We start from the raw sequence: 19,264 nt of genomic DNA, 5'->3' as shown, positions 1-19,264 counted from the left end.
CTTTTCCTCAGAGTTGCGGGACGACGAGGTCGCCAACCGGACCCTCGACGTGCAGCGGCGCGCCGGTCATCGCCTGTAATTCCTCTTGCGACATCGCGGCAAGCTTCTCGCGCAGGACAAAGCGTCCCCTGACGATGTCGATGACGGCATGGCTGGTATAGACGCGGGTGATGCAGGCAACGCCGGTCAGGGGGAAGGTGCATTTCTCCACCAGTTTCGGTTCGCCTGTCTTGGTGACGTGCTCGGTAATGACGCAGACCTGCTTGGCGCCGTGCACCAGGTCCATGGCGCCGCCGACGGCCGGCACGCCTTTGCTGCCCACCCGCCAGTTGGCAAGGTCGCCGCTCTGGGCAACCTGATAGGCGCCGAGGATCGCGACGTCGAGATGGCCGCCGCGCACCATGGCGAAGCTGTCGGCGTGATGGAAGAAGGCAGCACCCGGCTTCAGCGTCACCGCCTTCTTGCCGGCGTTGATCAGGTCCCAATCTTCCTGGCCTGCCGCCGGCGGTTCGCCGAAATTCAGGATGCCGTTTTCCGTGTGGAAGATCGCTTGGCGGCCGGGTGGCTGATAGCGGGCGACCATTTCGGGAAAGCCGATGCCGAGGTTGACATAGGCGCCGTCGGCGATGTCCTGCGCGGCGCGCCAGGCGATCTGCGCATTGGAAAGCTTGATGTCTTCGCGAGTATCGATGGTCATACGTAGGCCACTCCGGCTCGAATGAGCTCTTCTTCCTGCTGGGGATTGGGAACAGTGACGACGCGGTCGACGAAGATGCCTGGTGTCACCACATGCTCGGGATCGATGCCGCCGGCCGGCACGATGGATGAGACCTGGACGATGGTCTTCGCCGCCGCCATGCACATCAGCGGATTGAAGTTGCGGCCGGCCTTGTTGTAGGTGAGGTTGCCCTGGATGTCGCCGATCTCAGCCTTGACGATTGCGAAGTCGGCCTTCAGCCAGCGCTCCTGCACGTAATGGCGGCCATCGAATTCGGCGATGACCTTACCGTTGGCCAGTTCGGTGCCGTAGGCCGTCGGCGTATAGAAAGCCGGGATACCGGCCCCGCCGGCGCGGATGCGCTCGGCAAGGGTTCCCTGCGGCACCAGCTCGAGCTCGATTTCGCCGGCCAGATATTTATCGGTGAAGGCGCGCGGATCCGACGAACGCGGGAATGAGCAGATCATCTTTCTGACCATGCCGGCATCGATCATCGCAGCGATACCGATGCGCCCGTTGCCGGCATTGTTGTTGATCACGGTGAGGCCCTTGGAGCCCTTGTCGATCAAGGCATGAATGAGCTCGATCGGCGCGCCCGAGCCACCAAAACCACCGATCATGACGGTCGCGCCATCTCCGATCTCAGAGACGGCTTCCGCCGTGCTCCCGACTGTCTTGTCCATGCGGGACCTCTCCTTGGCTAGATGCGGCCGGGAAACTGGCCCTCCCGTCCTTTGAGAGTCAGGGATAAAGCGCAGCGGGCCGGACGGCAAGAAATTTGTGCGATATTTGACATTTGTTCATATATCGCACAAAATGGATGAATCGATCGGAGAACCAAACCCATGCGCGAAACGGATTTCGTCAGCGGCTTCGCCCGCGGCCTGAAGGTTATCGAAGCTTTCGGTGAAACCCGGCAGCGGCTTTCCATCGCCGAGGCATCGAAGCTGACCGAGCTTGACCGCGCCACTGTGCGCCGCTCGCTGCTGACGCTCGCCGAGCTCGGTTATGCCGATTATGACGGCAAGTTCTTCACGCTGACGCCGAAGATCCTGCGTCTTGGCCATGCCTATCTCGCGGCGACGCCGCTGCCGGCGCTGCTGCAGCCGCATCTCGATCATCTTTCGGAAAAGGCCGGCCAGAGCGCCTCGGCTTCGGTGCTCGACGGCACCGACATCGTCTATATCGCCCGCGCTTCGCAGCGCCGCGTCATGTCGATCAACCTCACCCCCGGCAGCCGCCTGCCCGCCTACTGCGCCTCGATGGGGCGCGTGCTGCTCGCAGCCCTTGCCGAGAGCGAGGCGCGCGCCATCATCGCCCGCAGCGAGCTGAGGCAAAACACGCCGAATACCAAGACCGACCCCGAGGACCTCGTCACCGAATTCCGCCGGGTCCGCGCCGAGGGTTACGCCATCATCGATCAGGAGCTGGAGATCGGCCTCTGCTCCATCGCCGTGCCTGTTGACAACGACCGCGGCGAAACGGTCGCGGCGATCAATATCGGCGCGCCGGCCGCCCTCGTCCCCGCCGCGGAGATGAAGGAACGCTATCTGCCGCTGCTGAAGGAAACACAGGCCGCGTTGCGGCCGCTGCTGCGCCGGTGACGGTAAGCAGTTCCAGCAAAAGTGCGCAGCGGTTTTTGCGTCCGGAATGCGTAACAGAAGGAGATGGAGCGGCCCCGGTTAGAACAGGGGCCGCTCCAATCGGTCAATGCGTCAAATCGAGCGCGGCCGTCAGGTCACCCATTGGCGGCCGGTCGTTATTGCGCAGCGCCTTGTCGCGGGCGATGATCCCCGGCAGCACCGGCAGATCGTAGCGCGCAGTGATGAAGCGGATGATCGACGTCGTGTCGTATTGGGTGTGATCGACCATGCCGCCCTTGGCGAAGGGTGAGATGATGAAGGCCGGAATACGGTTGCCCGGACCCCAGCGATCGGCCTTCGGCGGCGCGACGTGATCCCAGAAGCCGCCATTCTCGTCATAAGTGACGATGACGAGCATATGGCCCCATTGCGGGCTCTTCTCGAGGTGGGAGACGATATCGGCAAGATGCTGGTCGCCGCTCGAAACATCGGCATATCCGCCATGTTCGTTGAGGTTGCCCTGCGGCTTGTAGAAGGAAACCGCCGGCAGCTTGCCATCGTCGATATCCTTGAGGAAGGCTTCGCCGCCAAGGCCGCCATCCCTCAGATGCTCCGCACGCGCCGGGGTGCCAGGCGCGAAATTGGCGAAATAGTTGAACGGCTGGTGGTGGAACTGGAAGTTCGGCACCGGCGTGCCATTCTTGCCGTCCAGGGCTGCCTGCCAGGCGCCGCTATACCAGGCCCAGCTGACGCCCTTCAGCGACATGAGGTCGCCGATGGTGATTTCATGCTGCGGCGGCAGCGTTGTTGCGGCCGCCGGATCGGCATAGGCCGCGTCACCGTCCTTGGCCGGCGGATTGGCGCTCGGCTGGTAGGGCGGCTGCATGGTGTTGACGGCGTAGAAGTCAGGCGTCAGCGTGCCGTCGGAGACGAATTTCGGGGCGCCCTCCAGCGCCGACTTCGGGGCGTTTTCCGCGACGGTCAGCGACGTGCCGTCCGCATCGACCTTGGCGATGGTGGGCTTAGCCGGGCTCTTGTCGGCATCCGGATAATAGGGCGCGCAGGCGCAGACCAGCGCGAAGTGATTGAGGAACGAACCGCCGAAGGCGCCCTGGAAGAAGTTGTCGGCAATGACGTATTTCTTGGCGACCTGCCACATCGGCAGGATGGAGCCGTCGTAATGACCCATGACCAGGCTGCCGGAATCGGCCCAGGCGACGAACTTGTCGTTCTTGCCGCCGTCGATCTGCATCTGCTCCTGGTAGAAGCGATGCCATAGGTCGCGGGTGATGACCGAAGGCGCCTCTGCGAAACCCTTCGGATCGTCGATCGCGAAGGAGGCGTTGGCAAGATGGGCCGACTGCGCCTCGGTGACGGCAGGCGAGACACCCTTGGCGGTGAGGCCGCCCCAGGCCGGCGGCAGTTCGGACAGCGGCTGGCCATCGCGGTCGAGCTGGCGGACGCGATCGGCGGTCGCGTTCGAGAGCCCGTCGACGCCGGGAAAGCTGCCGTAGAGATTATCGAAGCTGCGGTTTTCGGCATAGATGACGACGACATTGTCGATCTTGTCGTAACCGGCCGGCGCCGCATGCGCTGCCGTCGCCACCGCAACCGGCACGATGGCCGATCCGGCGAGACAGATGGAATGGAGGAGGTTCAGTCTTTTCACGGGGAGTACCTCATGGCTAGGGGGCGTTGGCTAGAGGGAGCGGAGAACGCTCGGGGGCACCTCGACGCTATTCCGGCCGTCTATCAACTTTGTGACATCAGGACTTGCCGTGATGCCGCAGGAGGTGGCCGTCATCAATTTGTTGCAGCTTGGTTCGATCATGGCGGAAACCAGTACTAACTTATTGGAATCCTTATCATGACGACGAAGACTTTTTGGCTTGTGCGCTCCGGCCTGGCCGTCGGCATGGCAACAACGGCGGTCTGTCTTGCCCTTCTTCCGCTGCGGCAAAGCAGCGCGGCGACCGCCGCCGGCGTTCATCCCGGACCGATGTCGCGAACGGAAGCCTTCGCCCGGGCCGAAACGCTCACCGCGCTCGGCCGCAAGATATTCTCAGATCCCTCGCTGTCGGCCTCGGGGCTCCAGGCCTGCGCGTCCTGCCATGATCCGGCTCATGCCTTCGGCCCGGCATCGGCCATGCCGGTTGAAATGGGTGGCGAACATGGAGACCAGCCGGGCCTGCGCGCCGTTCCGACGCTGCGCTATCTGCAATCGGTGCCTGCTTTCACCGAGCATTATTACGATTCCGAGGACGAGGGCGACGAAAGCGTCGACAATGGCCCGACGGGCGGCCTGACTTGGGACGGCCGGGTCGATCACGGCGCCGATCAGGCGAAGATACCGCTGCTCTCGCCCTTCGAGATGGGCAACAAGGATGCGGCCGAGGTGGTGGCGAAGCTGCAGAAGGCCGCCTATGCCGACGACATCAAGGCGGTCTTCGGCGAGACCGTGTTCGACAATCCTAAGGACGCCTTCGATGCCGCCGTCGAGGCGCTCGCCACCTTCGAACAGAGCGGCCCGGATTTCTATCCCTATTCCAGCCGCTACGATGCCTTTCTCGCCGGCAAAGCGACGCTGACGGCGCAGGAGCTGCACGGACGACGGCTGTTCGAGGACCCAGCCAAGGGCAACTGTTCGAGCTGTCACTTAAGCGAGCCCGCCAATGACGGCGAGCCGCCGCAATTTTCAGACTTCGGCTTCCTCGGGCTCGCCGCACCCCGCAACATGGCGATACCCGCCAACAACGATCCCAACTATCACGATCTCGGCCTTTGCGGCCCTCAGCGCACCGACTTTGCCGGACGCAGCGAATATTGCGGCCTGTTCCGCACCCCGACACTACGCAATGTCGCGCTGAAAAAGAGCTTCTTCCACAATGGCTATTTCCACTCGTTGCGCGACGTCGTCTCCTTCTATGCAACGCGGGACAGCGATCCCGGCCGTTGGTATCCGAAAAATTCAGACGGCACGGTCCGTAGATATGATGACCTGCCGCAGGCCTATTGGGACAATCTCAACCAGGATCCGCCCTTCGGCAGGAAACCGGGCGATGCCCCCGCCCTCACCGATCCCGAGATCGACGACATCGTCGCTTTCCTCGGAACCCTGACCGATGCCGATCTGCAATCTGACGCGACCGGACATTGATCCGGGCCGGCGGACCACTCTTGTTGTGGACCTGCCAGGCTGAGGACTGAAACGCATTCGCGACCGTTGCTTGAGATATGCAATCAATGATTTATATGCTGTCATTGATGAATGGAGGTAGCGATGGCCAGCATAACAATCAGGAATCTCGCCGATGCCATTCGCGCCCGCTTGCGATCGGTCGGGGGAATTGAGCTCGAAATTCCGCCCCGCCAGCCGATCCGAGACGCGCCGGACTTTGACGCGTAACGCTCCGGATACCGCCGTCATATCGGAAGTCGGAAGGGCTTCACGTTCATTCATGGCGGCTTGAAACCGGGCCGTTATCCTACAAACCGCCGAAGCATTCCCACTTGATGTATCATAATTTCCGATATACATCATTTCATCGGAAATGGTGGGGGAATGATGGAACGCTCGTTTTTGACGATTGCCGCCGGCGAGAATAATGATGCGATACGCGCGCTTTCGGCGCCGGCGCGGCTAGAGATGCTCAAGCTGCTCTGCGCCAAAGGGCCGATGAATATCAACGATATCGCGCGTGCTCTTTCCCTTCCCCAATCCACCGTCGCCACCGGGATCCAGATTTTGGAAGACGCCCGGCTTGTCGATTCCCAGCTGACGAAGGCCCGCAAGGGAAACCAGAAGATCTGCTCGGCGATCTACAGCGAAATTCTGATCAGCTTTGAGGAAAGTGCCGCCCAAAGGGCCAACAATATTATCGAAGTCGAGATGCCGGTCGGGCTCTACACCAGTTGCGACGTCCATGCGCCATGTGGTCTTTGCTCCACCGAGAGCGTCATCGGCCCCCTCGATGTTCCCGACTATTTCCTCGATCCGCAGCGCATGCAGGCCGGGCTCGTCTGGTTCGGCAGGGGCTATGTGGAATATAAATTCCCAAACAATGCCAAGGTGTTGAACAAGGATATCCGCGCCATCGAGTTTTCGCTGGAGCTGTCGTCCGAGGTGCCCGGCACCAATCCGGACTGGCCGTCTGACATAACCCTCTGGGTCAATGGAATGGCGATCGGAACCTGGACCTCGCCCGGCGACTACGGCGACAAGCGCGGCGCCTTCACGCCGGCATGGTGGAAGCTCGAGGGCTCGCAATATGGGATGATGAAGACCTGGCGCATCTCCACGCGCGGAACCTTCATCGACGGTATCGCCGCCTCGAATGTCACGCTCAGCGATCTCGCCCTTACCCAGCATTCCTCGATCCGGCTCCGGGTCGGCATCGCCGAGAATGCCGGCCATACCGGTGGCGTCAATATTTTCGGCCGTGGCTTCGGAAATCACGGACGCGATATCATCATGCGGCTGCACGTCTGAAAAATTGAAATCGGAAATCTTGATTTAAATATCACAATTCTTTCCAGTTTCGGCGATCGATAAAGTCGCCCAAGTAACTGGAATCAAACATTTTTTTCTGAAAGCCATATTAGTATGATTAAAGTCGCAACTTGGTTGACACAACAACATTCCTGATATCAAGTTAGAGGCAAGAAAACAAAATATCTGATATATAAACGGGAGGATCCGTTGAAGACGAACGTTGTGGTTCACCGCGATTTCCGCATCGCGACCATTGATTCCAGGCTCTACAGTTCATTTCTCGAGCATCTCGGCAGGGCGATCTACGGGGGCATTTATGAGCCCGGTCACCCGACGGCCGATGAGGACGGATTCCGCCAGGATGTCCTTGATCTCGTCCGTGATCTCGACACGCCATACTGCCGTTATCCCGGCGGCAACTTCGTCTCGGCCTATAATTGGGAAGACGGCGTTGGCCCGCGTGCCGAGCGCCCGGTTCGCCTCGACCTTGCCTGGCGCACCCGCGAAGCCAATCAGATCGGCGTCAACGAATTCGTCGACTGGTGCAAGAAGGCGAATACCAAGCCGATGCTCGCCGTCAATCTCGGATCACGCGGCCTGGATGCCGCCCGCAATTTCCTCGAATATTGCAATCATCCGGGCGGCACCTACTGGTCTGATCTGCGCCGCAAGCACGGCTGGTCCAATCCGCACGATGTCAAATTGTGGTGCCTCGGCAACGAGATGGATGGTCCCTGGCAGGTCGGCCACAAGTCGGCCTATGAATATGGCCGGCTGGCGGATGAGACGGCCAAAGCCATGCGCGGCTTCGACAAGTCGCTCGAGCTCGTGGTCTGCGGCTCGTCCAATTCCGACATGAAGACCTATCCCGAGTGGGAGGCCCAGGTCCTCGAGCAGTGCTACGACAGCGCCGACCATATCTCGCTGCATATGTATTTCGCCAACCGCGAGAAAAACACGCTCAACTATCTCGCCCGCGCAACGAAGCTCGACCGCTACATCACCACGATCGGCGGCGTGATCGACTACATCAAGGCGAAAAAACGCTCGAAGAAGACGATCGGCATTTCCTTCGACGAATGGAATGTCTGGTATCATTCCAACCAGCAGGACAAGGAGATCCTGGCGCGCGACGAATGGCCGGATGCGCCGCATCTCTTGGAAGACATCTATAATTTCGAGGACGTGCTGCAGGTCGGCGGCATCCTCAACACCTTCATCCGGCGCTCCGACCGGGTGCGCATCGCCTGCATCGCGCAGCTCGTCAACGTCATTGCCCCGATCATGACCGAGGATGGCGGTGCGGCATGGCGCCAGACCATCTATTACCCCTTCTACTACACCTCCAGATATGGCCGTGGAACGGCGCTGCAGCTGGTCGTCGATGGCCCGACCTATGACAGCGACGAGGAGAACGACGTCCCCTATCTCGACGTATCGGCAGTCCATTCCGAAGACGGCAAGACGCTGACCTTCTTTGCCGTCAACCGCCATCCGAGCACGGCGCTCGATCTCGATGTGCGGCTGGAAGGCTTCGGAGATGCCCGGGTGGTCGAGCAGGTGGAGATGACCCACGGCGACCTCGGGGCCGTCAATACGGCAGCGCGGCCGAAGACGGTCGCCCCCGTCAATGTCGAGAGTGGAAAGATCGAGGATGGACGGCTGCGGGCGGCGTTGAAGCCGTTCTCCTACAACGTCATCCGGCTGTCGGTGTGACAGCTAGCGCCGGGTAGCCCATTCGGGCGCCCCCGGCTAGAACAGGATGATTTTAGGCCGGGGCGGCCTAAAATCTGAATCCTGTTCTAAATTAAAGAGTTAGAGCATGATGTCGTCCGAAAACCGCTGACACTTTTCGGCATTATGCTCTGGGATATTCGGCTCGCTGCGAGGAGGCAGGGAGCCGGAGAGATGGTTCACTGAGGTCCCGGACCTGACTGTTCAAGTCCTGACGCTTCTGCGAACCGACAACCGCGACGTGCCCATGCGTGCCCTTGCGGCCGCCGTATCGTCGCTTTCTAGGGAGGAGTTCATGCAACAGTGGAAGAGGCTCGCATTTGGCGTCGCGCTGGCCGCACTCGGCCTGACAGCCACGGCCAAGGCCGATGACTACACCTCCTTGCCGCGCAAGGAGACGCTCATCGTCGAAAATCCGGAAGGGACGATCAAAAATCCCGGCTGGTTCAACATCTGGGTCAATGGCGGCGGCGGCGTTTCGACCGGCCTGCAGCAGCTGACCATGGATACGCTCTGGTATATCGACCCCGAACAAGGACTTGGCGGCGCGACCTGGGACAATTCGCTGGCTGCCGACAAGCCGCAATATAATGCCGACTTCACCGAGATGACCGTGAAACTGCGCAAGGGGCTCTTCTGGAGCGACGGCGTGGAGTTCACGGCAGACGACGTGGTCTATACCGTCAAGACGCAGATGGATCATCCCGGCATGGTCTGGAGTGCTGCTTTCTCGGTGCAGGTTGCAAGCGTCGAGGCGACCGACCCCTCGACTGTGGTGTTCAAGCTGAAGAAGCCCAATTCGCGCTTCCATGCCATCTTCACCGTTCGCTGGAACGGCGCCTGGATCATGCCCAAGCATGTCTTCGAGAAAGTCGAAGATCCGCTTCGTTATGATTTCGCCAATCCCGTTTCGCTCGGCGCCTACAAGCTCAAGTCCTTCGACCCCCAGGGCAAGTGGTATACCTGGGAGAAGCGCGACGACTGGCAGCGCACCTCGCTTGCCCGCTTCGGCGAGCCGGCCCCGAAATATGTAACCTATGCCGATCCCGGCCCGCCGGATAAACGCACCATCGCTCAGCTCGAGCATAATCTCGATATCATTCACGACAACACGCCTGAGGGCATGTTCACGCTGAAGGAAAAATCCAAGACGATCGAAACCTGGTTCCCGGGCTTCCCCTTCGCCCATCCGGACCCGACGCTTCCGGCCGTGATCTTCAACACCCAGAATCCGCCCTTCGACAGCGCCGATGTACGCTGGGCGCTTGCCCTGCTGATCGACATCAAGGCGGTTGATATGGCGAGCTATCGCGGGGCAGCGACGCTTTCGGCGCTCGGCGTGCCGCCGACGGCGGCCACGATGAAGGACTATCAGGCGCCAATGCAGGATTGGCTGAAGAATTTCGAGATCGATACCGGCAAGAGCAAGATCAAGCCTTATGACCCGACGGTCGGGCAACAGACCGCCGATATCCTGCGCAAGCAGCCGAAGTTCAAGGACCAGATCCCGACCGACCCGGAGGCAATCAGCGGTGCCTTCGGCTATGGCTGGTGGAAACCGGATCCGAAGGCTGCCGGCGAACTGCTGGAGAAGGCAGGCTTCAAGAAATCCGGCGGCAAATGGCTGACCCCTGATGGACAGCCCTTCAAGATCCGGATGACGGTGGAAGGCGACACACGCTCGGTCTTCACCCGCGCCGGGACGCTGATCGCACAGCAATGGGCGGCATTCGGCATCGACGCCAAAGCCGTGCCGGCCGCGAAACTATGGCAGACGGCGCTACAGCCCGGCGATTTCCAGGTGGCGATTGCCTGGAGCGTCGAAACCTGGGGCGGCGACCCCGACCTGTCGTTCTTCCTCGATAGCTGGCATTCGCAGTTCGTGGCCAAGAAGGGTGACAATCAGCCGCCGCGCAACTGGCAGCGCTGGAGCAATCCGGAGCTCGACAAGATCATCGAAAGCATCCGCGGCATCAGCGCCGACGATCCGAAGGGCGTCGAGCTCGGCAAGGATTATCTGAAGCTGGTCGCCCGCGAAATGCCGACGATCCCGCTGATGTCGTATAACGTCTTCACCTCGATGGATACGACCTATTGGACCGGTTATCCGACGATATCGGATCCCTATACCGATCCGGTGCCGAATTGGGCAAACTCCAGGCTGATGATGGTCAAGCTGAAGCCGGCACAACCGAAATAATCCTCCCAACGCCGGCGCGAGTGTTGCGCGCCGGCCTCCTAATCGACGGGCATGTGGCATGTCCGTCGATCCTTTCCACTTGATGAAGGGAACCAGAGAGGAACCACCGCCCTATGACGTCCTATCTGATCTTTGTGCTGAAGCGGTTCGGTCAGTTTCTGCTCGTTGTATTTCTTGGCGTGACGATAACATTCTTCGTCACCCACCTGACCCCGATCGATCCGGTCGAAGAAAGCATAGGCGCCATCACCCAGATGGGGCAGTCCGATCCGAATGCGATCGAACTGATGCGTCAGTCGCTTCGCGAGCTTTACGGCATGGAGGGTTCGATCTGGCAGCAATACCTGCATTTCTGGCTTCGGCTAGCGACCGGTGATCTCGGTCCCTCGCTATCGGCTTTTCCCACGCCCGTTTCCACCATCATCCTGCGGTCCCTGCCCTGGACCATCGGTCTGATGACGGTGTCGACGCTGATCACTTTCGTGCTCGGCAATGCGATCGGCGCACTCGCCGGCTATTACCGCAAGGATATGGTGCTGAAGGCCGTCAGCCTCGTCTTCATCGCGCTACTTCCCATTCCCTATTACATTCTGGCCTTCGTGCTTCTGATTGTCTTCGGCTATCTCTGGCCGGTGCTGCCGATCAATGGCGGCTATGAGATGAACGCCAATCTGGACCTCTCCTTTGCCCTGGTCTTCGATATCCTGAAACACTCGATCCTGCCGGCCTTGTCGCTGATCATGGTCGGCGCCGGCAGCTGGCTGATCGGCATGCGCGCGCTCGTTTCCAACATCATCACCGAGGATTACGTCGTCTTCGCCGAGCTTGGCGGCGTTCCGAAGCGAAAGATCCTGCGCTCCTACATCGCCCGCAATGCCATGGTGCCGCAGTTCACCGGGCTTGCCATGTCGCTCGGCGCGATCTTCAACGGCACGGTCATTACCGAAATCGTCTTCGGCTATCCGGGCATCGGCAACCTGCTGATCGAAGCAGTGCATGCCGGCGACTACAGCCTGGTGCTCGGCCTCAGCGCATTGTCGATCGTCGGCGTCGCCGCCGCCGTCTTCATCATCGACATTCTGAGCCCGCTGATCGACCCGCGCATCAAGGTGGAATAGAGCATGTTTACGATCGTCCGCGACCTCGCGCGCCAGAATATGGAATTCCTCTGCGGCCTGCTGCTCTTTGCCGTCATCGTGGCAATAATAGTGGTGTCCTATTTCTCGCCTTACGGCGCGACCGACATCTATCTTCTGCCGCCTGACATGCCGCCGGATGGCGACTATTGGCTCGGCACGACGTCGCGCGGCCAGGACGTTTTCTGGCAGCTGACGACCGCGCTTCGCAACACCCTGTTTTTCGGCATTGGCGTCGCCTTCATTTCACGCATCATCTCGCTGGTCGTCGGCCTTGTCGCCGGTTATGCCGGCGGCGCGGTCGACCGGGTGCTGATGGCCATCAACGACAGCGTCATGGTCATCCCGCAATTTCCGCTGCTGATCCTGTTCTATTTCGTGCTGAAGGACAGCATGACCTGGACCGCGCTGATCCTCATCATGGCCGCGCTCGGGTGGTCCTATGATGCACGCCTCATTCGTTCGGTGGCGATCAGCCTGAAGACGAGGTCCTTCACCACCCAGAGCGTCTATTCCGGCATGAGCATGCGCAAGATCCTCGTCGAGGAGCACTTGCCCTATGTTCTGCCGATCGTCTTTGCCACCACGATGAACAACATGATCTGGTCGATCGGCATGGAGATCACCCTATCGGTGCTGGGCTTCACCGATATCGAGACGCCGACCATGGGCATGATGATCTATTGGGCCAATGCGCATTCGGCGCTGATATCAGGTATATGGTGGTGGGTGGCCGCCCCCGTCGCCGTCATCGTCGTCCTCTTCCTGGCGCTCTTCCTGCTGTCCATGTCGATGAACGAATACAATGATCCGCGCAGCCGGCTGAACCGGATGGGAAATTAGTATGGATCCTCTGGTCGAAATTGAGAACCTGAAAGCCTATTACCGTGCCTTCCTCTACGGCGTCGATCGCGAGGTGCGCGCCGTCGACGATATCAGCCTGACGATTGCCCGCGGTGAGGTCTATGGCGTTGCCGGTGAATCGAGCAGCGGCAAGACGACCTTGATCAAGACCATCGCCGGCGCGATCCGGCCGCCGCTGAGGGTCGTGTCCGGGAAGGTGACATTCCATTTCGACGGCGGCACCCAGGATATCTACGCGATGAAGCCGGAGGATCGGCTGGCGCTGCGATGGAAGCATCTGTCCTATATCATGCAGGGCTCGATGAATGTGCTCAATCCGGTGCGCCGGATCCGTCATTCCTTCACCGATTTCGCCTTTCGCCACATGAAGGTCAGCGGCCCGGTCTTTCTCGAAAGGGTCGCAACCCATCTGCAGCGGCTGAAGCTGGATCCGCATCTGCTCGATGCCTATCCCCACGAACTGTCGGGCGGCATGCGCCAGCGCATGACCATTGCGCTGGCGACTATCCTGACGCCGGAATTCATCATCGCCGACGAACCGACGACCGCGCTCGACGTCATCGTTCAGCGCGACGTGCTGTCGATGATCCGCGAGATCCAGCGCGAGATGGGCTCGTCCTTCCTGTTCGTCACCCATGATATGGGGGTTCACGCGACGGTCTCCGACCGCATCGGCATTGTCTATGCCGGGCGTCTCGTCGAGGAAGCGCCGACCGCCAAACTCTTCAACAAACCGCTCCACCCCTATACGCAGCACCTCGTCGGCAGCCTGCCGCGCATCGGCGATGCGACGGCTCGCCCTTCGCTGGAGGGGCGGCCGCCGAACCTCGCCATGCCGCCGGAGGGCTGCCGGTTTCACCCGCGCTGTCCGAAGCGCATGGAGATCTGCTCGCAGAAGGTTCCGCCGCTCGTCACCGTCGAGCCGCAGCGGCGCGTGGCGTGTTTTGCCGTTACGGGAGATCAGGTTTGAGCGCTCTTCTTAGCCTCTCGCATGTCACGAAAGTCTACCGGCAGGGCGGCATGCTTGGCCGGCGGCTGATCACGGCGGTCAAGGACGTCAGCTTCGAACTCGGAGCGGAGCCGGAGATCCTCTCGATCGTCGGAGAATCCGGCTCGGGAAAATCGACGATCGCGGCGATGATCCTCGGCCAGACCGAACCGACGGAAGGCGAGCTTCAATTCAGCGGCAGGACCGTCGCCATCCATAGCCGATCCGAACGCAAGGCTTTCATGAAGGAGGTCCAACCGGTTCTGCAGAACCCCTTCGAAGCCTTCAATCCGCTGAAACGGGTCGATCGTTATCTCTTCGAGACCGCCCGCAATTTTTCGTTCTCGGGAAACCGGCCGGACCGAGAGCAGGCGGAGAAGATGGCGGATGCAGCCCTCGTCCATGTCGGCCTGACCCTTGAAGAAGTGAAAGGCCGGTTTCCCCACGAACTATCCGGCGGCCAGCTCCAGCGCGTCGCCATCGCCCGCGCGCTGATCCCGCAACCCCGCCTGCTGGTGGCCGACGAACCGGTCTCCATGGTCGACGCATCGCTGCGCATGGCGATCGTCAACCTCTTCGGCCGCTTGAAAAACGAGCTCGGTCTTTCCATCGTCTACATCACCCACGACCTCGCCACCGCCTATTACATCAGCGACAACATCATCATCATGCGCAAAGGCGAAATCGTCGAGCGCGGACAGGCGCGGGCCGTGTTGGATAATCCGCAGCATGAGTATTCGCGGGCGCTCAAGGATGCGGTGCTGGCGGCGGATTTTAGTGCGGCGGTGTAAGTGCTGTGTATAGGGAGATGCGGCGAGTGCGAGCGTCTATCACCCGGTGATTTCTTTGCGGCGGGAGACGAGAAAAGGTGCTCATTCGCGCAAGTCAGCTAACGACAGCGACCGAAAAATCGGCCGCGGAAATCGACATAGGCACCCTGAGACGGGGTGGCTTGGACTTAATCGCAGTTCCCTGGCGTCAACCATTTGTTTGCACCACATGGATAAAACCGGTTACGTTTCAAATCGGTTTGGAGCCGAGACAATTTTCCAAAAATAGGCACGCGAGGATAGCATATGAGCACGCTCTCGGACGAACAAAAGCTCCAAATCCAGCAGTCGCGCGAAGCCACAGCACCCACCAGGAGAATAGTAGCTCCCGGCCTGGAAGAAATACTTTATGAGGCGATCCCAGTACTCGACCACGGTTTCGTCCGGGTTATTGACTATATGGGCGACGATAGCGCTGTTGTTCAGGCAGCACGGGTCTCCTACGGCCGCGGTACGCGACAAGTCAATGAAGATCGTGGCCTCATCAACTACTTGCTACGTCATTGGCACACGACTCCGTTCGAAATGGCCGAGATCAAGCTTCATGTGAAGATGCCGATCTTCGTTGCCCGCCAATGGATCCGCCACCGAATGGCGAACGTCAACGAATACTCCGCTCGCTATTCAATCCTCGACCGTGAGTTCTACCTACCTGCACCGGAGCAGCTGGCTGCCCAGTCGGTACAAAACCGGCAGGGTCGTGGTAACGTCGTTGGTCCGGCGGAAGCCAAACACATTCTCGAGCTGCTAAAAGAAGATTCCCAACGATCGTATGACCACTATTTGGACATGCTAAACCATGATGAGACTGGCGAAAGAATTGATGAGGACAGGCAAGGGTTGGCTCGTGAGCTTGCGCGCATGAACCTTTCGCTAAACTTCTACACCCAGTGGTACTGGAAGACCGACCTCCACAATCTTATGAATTTCCTTCGCCTTCGCGCTGATTCCCACGCGCAGTACGAGATCAGAGTTTACGCCGACGTCATTTTGGACGTTCTGCAGAAATGGGTCCCGCTGACCTACGCCGCGTTTCGCGAACACCGCCTCGACGCGGCGACTTTCTCAGGCGAGGGCGTCAAAGCCCTGCGCCGGATGCTGGCAGGAGAAAAAGTCGAGCACTCCGATACTGCGATGTCAAAGCGCGAGTGGGACGATTTTTTGTCGGTATTGGCGAAACGGTAAGTCTTTCAACTATGACACCTGGCGCAGAAATTCGTGATCGCCTCGCCCAAAGCGCCGTGTATGATAGACTCGAGTCAGTCCTCGGTCTTGTCAATGAGCGCTCAAGCAGCCTGACCGTCCCAAACAAGTGGCCTTTCGAGGCCAGAGCCGGCGGCTCGGTTAGCGGTGCACAACTGGCAATAACCTGGTCGCGCCGCAATGAACCTTCAGCAACACTGCATCTCAATGGCGATGTCGATCCAGAACACGCTGCCGAGACGTTACTCGACCGAACTTATGGATTAATCGCTGCATCCTTCGCCGATCGCATTATTGGCCGCGACGGCAAGCGTGACGTTACGGCCGGCATGCTGCGTTTGGTGAGCAAACGTCTAAACAAGCTCTATACTGGGACATTTGACCAAATAATCCACGGCCAGTCGCTTCCGTTGGTCTCAATCGATCACCTAGAGCGTGATGGCCCCAACCCGTTTCTCTATCATCCCCGAACCGGTGAGGTATTGGGTGATTTCACCGGACTTGTCCGACAAGCTTTGGTCAGGCTTATCAAGCGAAATAGGCTTCGCATGGAAGATGTAGATGCCGAGTTGCTTGCGAGTCTGTTTCGAGAACTCTTTTCGAACACACATCTCCACGCTCGGACAGACCTCGAAGGCGCACTCTACCGGCGTTCAGCTCGCGGTATTGTGTTCGCTCTCCGGCCGGTCGACATCCCCCATGAGGCGTTTTCTGCGGGCCTCTCCGCGCTCCGCGAATATATCGAAAGCATGGAACGTCTTGCAGCTCGGCCTCGCGTCGAGTTTCTCGAAGTCTCGGTTTTTGACAGCGGTCCGGGGCTCGCCGCGCGGGCCTTCGGTGCGCCAATTCCCGATGAGATGCCGATTGGAGGGGAGTACGAACTGGTTCACAAGTGCTTTCTGAAGAGCATTACTACGGTTCCCAATCCATCGCACGGATGGGGCCTTCCTCGAGTGATGCACGCCTTGAAATCCGCCGGAGGTTTTATGCGGCTGAGAACCGGCCGACTATCGCTATGCAAATGGTTTCCACCTGGAATGACAGAACCGCGGGTTACTGACGATGATCTTCGGTTTCTCGACATCGACGGCGGATCGCCTGAACAACATGCGCGAGTTGAGGGCGCTGTTTTCACAATTCTCATTCCGATTGGGCTCGGCAACTGATGAGCGCCTTCTACCATTTTCATTGGGCACGCAAGGAGCACGCTGATTGCCTTGTCCTCGTCACAACGCTTGCAGAGTTTCGGCAGCAGGATCTGGTTGAAATCGTCGATCAGGACATTCTGAGCGGCAATCCATATCCTGAAGCCCTGATTATCATCGCGCCGGCTGATGCTGCGCCAGCGATGAGAGATGCTCTAAGAGATATGATTCAAACGGACACCCTAATCCGATTGCCGGAAGGCACCGCGATCGTCCTTGCGTCATTTGATTCCTGCGGCCGAGTGACCGCGCCGACATCCTCGGTTTTACAGGGCAGCTTAGAGCTTGGCAGCGCCGACTTCCACAGCATCATTCAGGCCGGCACGCTCTATCTTGTTTCCTCGCGCGAAGCCGTTTTGGTTGCGCCCCATGCGCACCATTTCGTCCATCCGCGCCGACGCCATTCGCGCGCTTTCTTCAGAACAGCGAATACACTGATCCAAGGCGAGGAGATCGGTTTCCTCGCACTAGCTCTGCTACCCTATCTTGGCGAGCACGACGAAAAGGTCTGGGTCGACTCGTCCTCGATTGCCGCCTTGGTGTATGCCGCCTACGCATTGAAGGGGCGGCTAACCAACCGGACTTCGAGTATCCAGATACAGAGCTTTCTTTCTTACGAGGGATTGGATCGGCTCTGGATCCAAGATCCATCGAAGGAATTGGTGCTCATCTCCGCGACCGCCAGCGGTTCGCTTCCAGAAATTGTGGCAGGAAAGACGAAACTGCCACCGGAGCGCATCATTACCCTGTTCTCGACCACGAGGCAGCCTTCAGGGACGATTGTTTTCGACGCTCGCGAAACGATCAAGGAACTTGAGCCGCTGATGCTTGAGACTTTCGAGGAAACCCAATGCCCTTGGTGCCGTGATGGATCCCGTGTGATCACTTTTGTCGGCGACCAGTTTCTCGCCGATGCCGCCACAATCTCCGCGTATACGCTCGTCGAGGCAGCTGCCACGCCGGCGCTTATGGCGGTGATGAAGAAGTATCGTGGCCACAACGCATTCAGCCTGCGACAGCACAAAGAGCGGGCAGGTCACGGTCTGTTTGTCGACCTGGAACACACACTACTTGATGCCGGCAATCGATCCATCATCAGCAAGCTCGTTCAGCGAAACGTCCCGGCGTCCACTTCCCACATTTTACCGACCATGGGTAGGGACAGCGAGATACTGGCAGAAATTGTAGCGGATGAAGTCCACAAGCTCGGTCTTCCTAGACCGCAAATTCTGTCGAACTCAAAGCCTGATGATACAACGCGAAGCCGCAAAGGTGTGGTGATTGTCGCAGCTACCTTAGGATCAGGCCAGTCGTTTCAGGACGCCTCTCGAGATCTTCGCAAACCTTTCGAAAACTTGCCACGAACCTACCTTGCCGGCGTAAACAAACACAGCCTTGCCGAATATCAAGGAACGTTGCTCAAAGACCTTGAGCACAACAATAAGGAGCATAAGCATATCTTTTGCGTCGTGGATGCAATGACCTTGCCCCACGAGAACCAGTATTCGACCTGGACAAAAGAACTGGCCTTCTGGAGGAAGGTGAAAGTCGACCTGTCGATGGGCACTGCGAAGCAAAAGGTGATCCGCTTTATCGACCGGCGGATCCGCATTCTGTCCCGCACGATTGTTGGAGACGACTTCTTTCTCCCCAATACCTCCGTTCAGCCTCTCGAGTTGAGGCCAAGCTTTGCATTTTGGGACGGCGCTTATGGGTCTGAGATCAAGCAAGGAGATGTGTTTGCGACAATCGCAAGCATCCTTGAGAGCCGTCGAAAGCCATCGAAAACTGGACAAGCGTCCCCTTTGGCGCAATCACCTTTCCATATGAACGTGCTATCGAGCGAAAACTTCACGCGCTTCAATGACGGCATAATCCAAGCGTCCCTGCTTCGGGCGGCCTTCCCCCACGAATTGAGCTATGCCCACGCCGCCACGGCGAACCACAGCGCTAAGATCAGCCATTTGATATTAAAAATGCTCGAGCACCATGCGGACAGCCAAGGCGAGGCAATACTTGAATTTTTGGTGGCGCTTGCGACACGCCAGATGACCTTGGCCAATATTGACCTGCAACGGATTGTTGCGTTTCCCAAGAACAGGTTGCCGTCGCTGATCTCCGCCATTCTTCCCTACCTCGTTGAGGAAAATCCGAAAGCCATCATAGACGGTTTAGAAACGTCAAAGCCTGCCTGATAATTCGGGCCAGGCGAGCAATAGCTCGTTACAGTACAAAACACGAACCACCTTAAGCTTCACCGCACTTTGCGTGTTTTGAAACGCTCGCAGGTTTAGCGTTGCCTTAAAGAAAC

General features: G+C 59.1%; 15 protein-coding genes. 12 read left to right on the top strand and 3 right to left on the bottom strand.

Annotated elements, in window-relative coordinates:
- Positions 1-7 precede the first annotated feature (7 nt).
- On the bottom strand, positions 8-697 hold the full coding sequence (locus tag RLCC275e_RS28920) for a 3-oxoacid CoA-transferase subunit B (protein WP_033183695.1): 690 nt from the start codon (positions 695-697) through the stop codon (positions 8-10).
- Positions 694-1,401 (bottom strand): 3-oxoacid CoA-transferase subunit A, encoded by a 708-nt coding sequence (locus RLCC275e_RS28915; protein ID WP_033183696.1) that lies wholly within the window; start codon positions 1,399-1,401, stop codon positions 694-696. The genes RLCC275e_RS28920 and RLCC275e_RS28915 overlap by 4 nt, the downstream gene beginning before the upstream one ends.
- Positions 1,402-1,563: 162 nt before the next feature.
- Here RLCC275e_RS28915 and RLCC275e_RS28910 point away from each other — a divergent pair, with 162 nt between their 5' ends.
- On the top strand, positions 1,564-2,322 hold the full coding sequence (locus RLCC275e_RS28910) for an IclR family transcriptional regulator domain-containing protein (protein ID WP_033183697.1): 759 nt from the start codon (positions 1,564-1,566) through the stop codon (positions 2,320-2,322).
- Between the two features lie 103 nt (positions 2,323-2,425).
- Here the strand turns inward: RLCC275e_RS28910 and RLCC275e_RS28905 are convergent, their stop codons facing one another.
- A complete protein-coding gene (locus RLCC275e_RS28905) occupies positions 2,426-3,970 on the bottom strand; it encodes an acid phosphatase (RefSeq protein WP_033183698.1) in 1,545 nt (514 codons plus the stop codon).
- 198 nt (positions 3,971-4,168) lie between these two features.
- On the opposite strand from RLCC275e_RS28905, the gene RLCC275e_RS28900 reads away from it, so the two are divergent.
- From RLCC275e_RS28900 to RLCC275e_RS28850, 11 genes are all read left to right on the top strand, one after another.
- Complete coding sequence (locus tag RLCC275e_RS28900) at positions 4,169-5,458, top strand: cytochrome-c peroxidase (RefSeq protein ID WP_033183699.1); 1,290 nt, start codon at positions 4,169-4,171, stop codon at positions 5,456-5,458.
- 405 nt (positions 5,459-5,863) lie between these two features.
- A complete protein-coding gene (locus RLCC275e_RS28895) occupies positions 5,864-6,790 on the top strand; it encodes an ArsR/SmtB family transcription factor (RefSeq protein ID WP_171816977.1) in 927 nt (308 codons plus the stop codon).
- A 210-nt stretch (positions 6,791-7,000) separates the two neighbouring features.
- A complete protein-coding gene (gene arfA / locus RLCC275e_RS28890; protein ID WP_033183700.1) occupies positions 7,001-8,509 on the top strand; it encodes an arabinosylfuranosidase ArfA in 1,509 nt (502 codons plus the stop codon).
- Positions 8,510-8,822: 313 nt separating this feature from the next.
- Positions 8,823-10,727 (top strand): ABC transporter substrate-binding protein, encoded by a 1,905-nt coding sequence (locus RLCC275e_RS28885; protein WP_130748677.1) that lies wholly within the window; start codon positions 8,823-8,825, stop codon positions 10,725-10,727.
- A 113-nt stretch (positions 10,728-10,840) separates the two neighbouring features.
- A complete protein-coding gene (locus tag RLCC275e_RS28880; RefSeq protein ID WP_003554064.1) occupies positions 10,841-11,845 on the top strand; it encodes an ABC transporter permease in 1,005 nt (334 codons plus the stop codon).
- Between the two features lie 3 nt (positions 11,846-11,848).
- A complete protein-coding gene (locus tag RLCC275e_RS28875) occupies positions 11,849-12,706 on the top strand; it encodes an ABC transporter permease (RefSeq protein WP_033183701.1) in 858 nt (285 codons plus the stop codon).
- Position 12,707: 1 nt separating this feature from the next.
- Positions 12,708-13,697 carry an ABC transporter ATP-binding protein gene (locus RLCC275e_RS28870; RefSeq protein ID WP_003554069.1) on the top strand — a complete coding sequence of 330 codons (990 nt, stop codon included), beginning with the start codon at positions 12,708-12,710 and terminating at the stop codon, positions 13,695-13,697.
- Positions 13,694-14,506, top strand: a complete 813-nt coding sequence (locus RLCC275e_RS28865; RefSeq protein WP_033183702.1) for an ABC transporter ATP-binding protein — start codon at positions 13,694-13,696, stop codon at positions 14,504-14,506. Before RLCC275e_RS28870 ends, RLCC275e_RS28865 begins: the two co-directional genes overlap by 4 nt.
- Positions 14,507-14,791: 285 nt before the next feature.
- Entirely contained in the window at positions 14,792-15,730 is a 939-nt protein-coding gene (gene thyX / locus RLCC275e_RS28860; RefSeq protein WP_033183703.1) for an FAD-dependent thymidylate synthase, read from the top strand.
- Positions 15,694-16,914: a hypothetical protein gene (locus tag RLCC275e_RS28855; protein WP_246723441.1), complete on the top strand. Its 1,221-nt coding sequence runs from the start codon at positions 15,694-15,696 to the stop codon at positions 16,912-16,914. The genes thyX and RLCC275e_RS28855 overlap by 37 nt, the downstream gene beginning before the upstream one ends.
- The gene (locus tag RLCC275e_RS28850) at positions 16,914-19,148 is read left to right on the top strand and encodes a hypothetical protein (protein WP_033183705.1); all 2,235 of its coding nucleotides are present in this window, start codon (positions 16,914-16,916) and stop codon (positions 19,146-19,148) included. The genes RLCC275e_RS28855 and RLCC275e_RS28850 overlap by 1 nt, the downstream gene beginning before the upstream one ends.
- The last annotated feature ends 116 nt before the right edge of the window (positions 19,149-19,264 follow it).

This window comes from Rhizobium brockwellii (assembly GCF_000769405.2).
Classification (GTDB): Bacteria; Pseudomonadota; Alphaproteobacteria; order Rhizobiales; family Rhizobiaceae; genus Rhizobium; species Rhizobium brockwellii.
The sequence above is the reverse complement of the archived record's forward strand: the minus strand, read 5'-3'. Positions and strand labels throughout refer to the sequence as shown.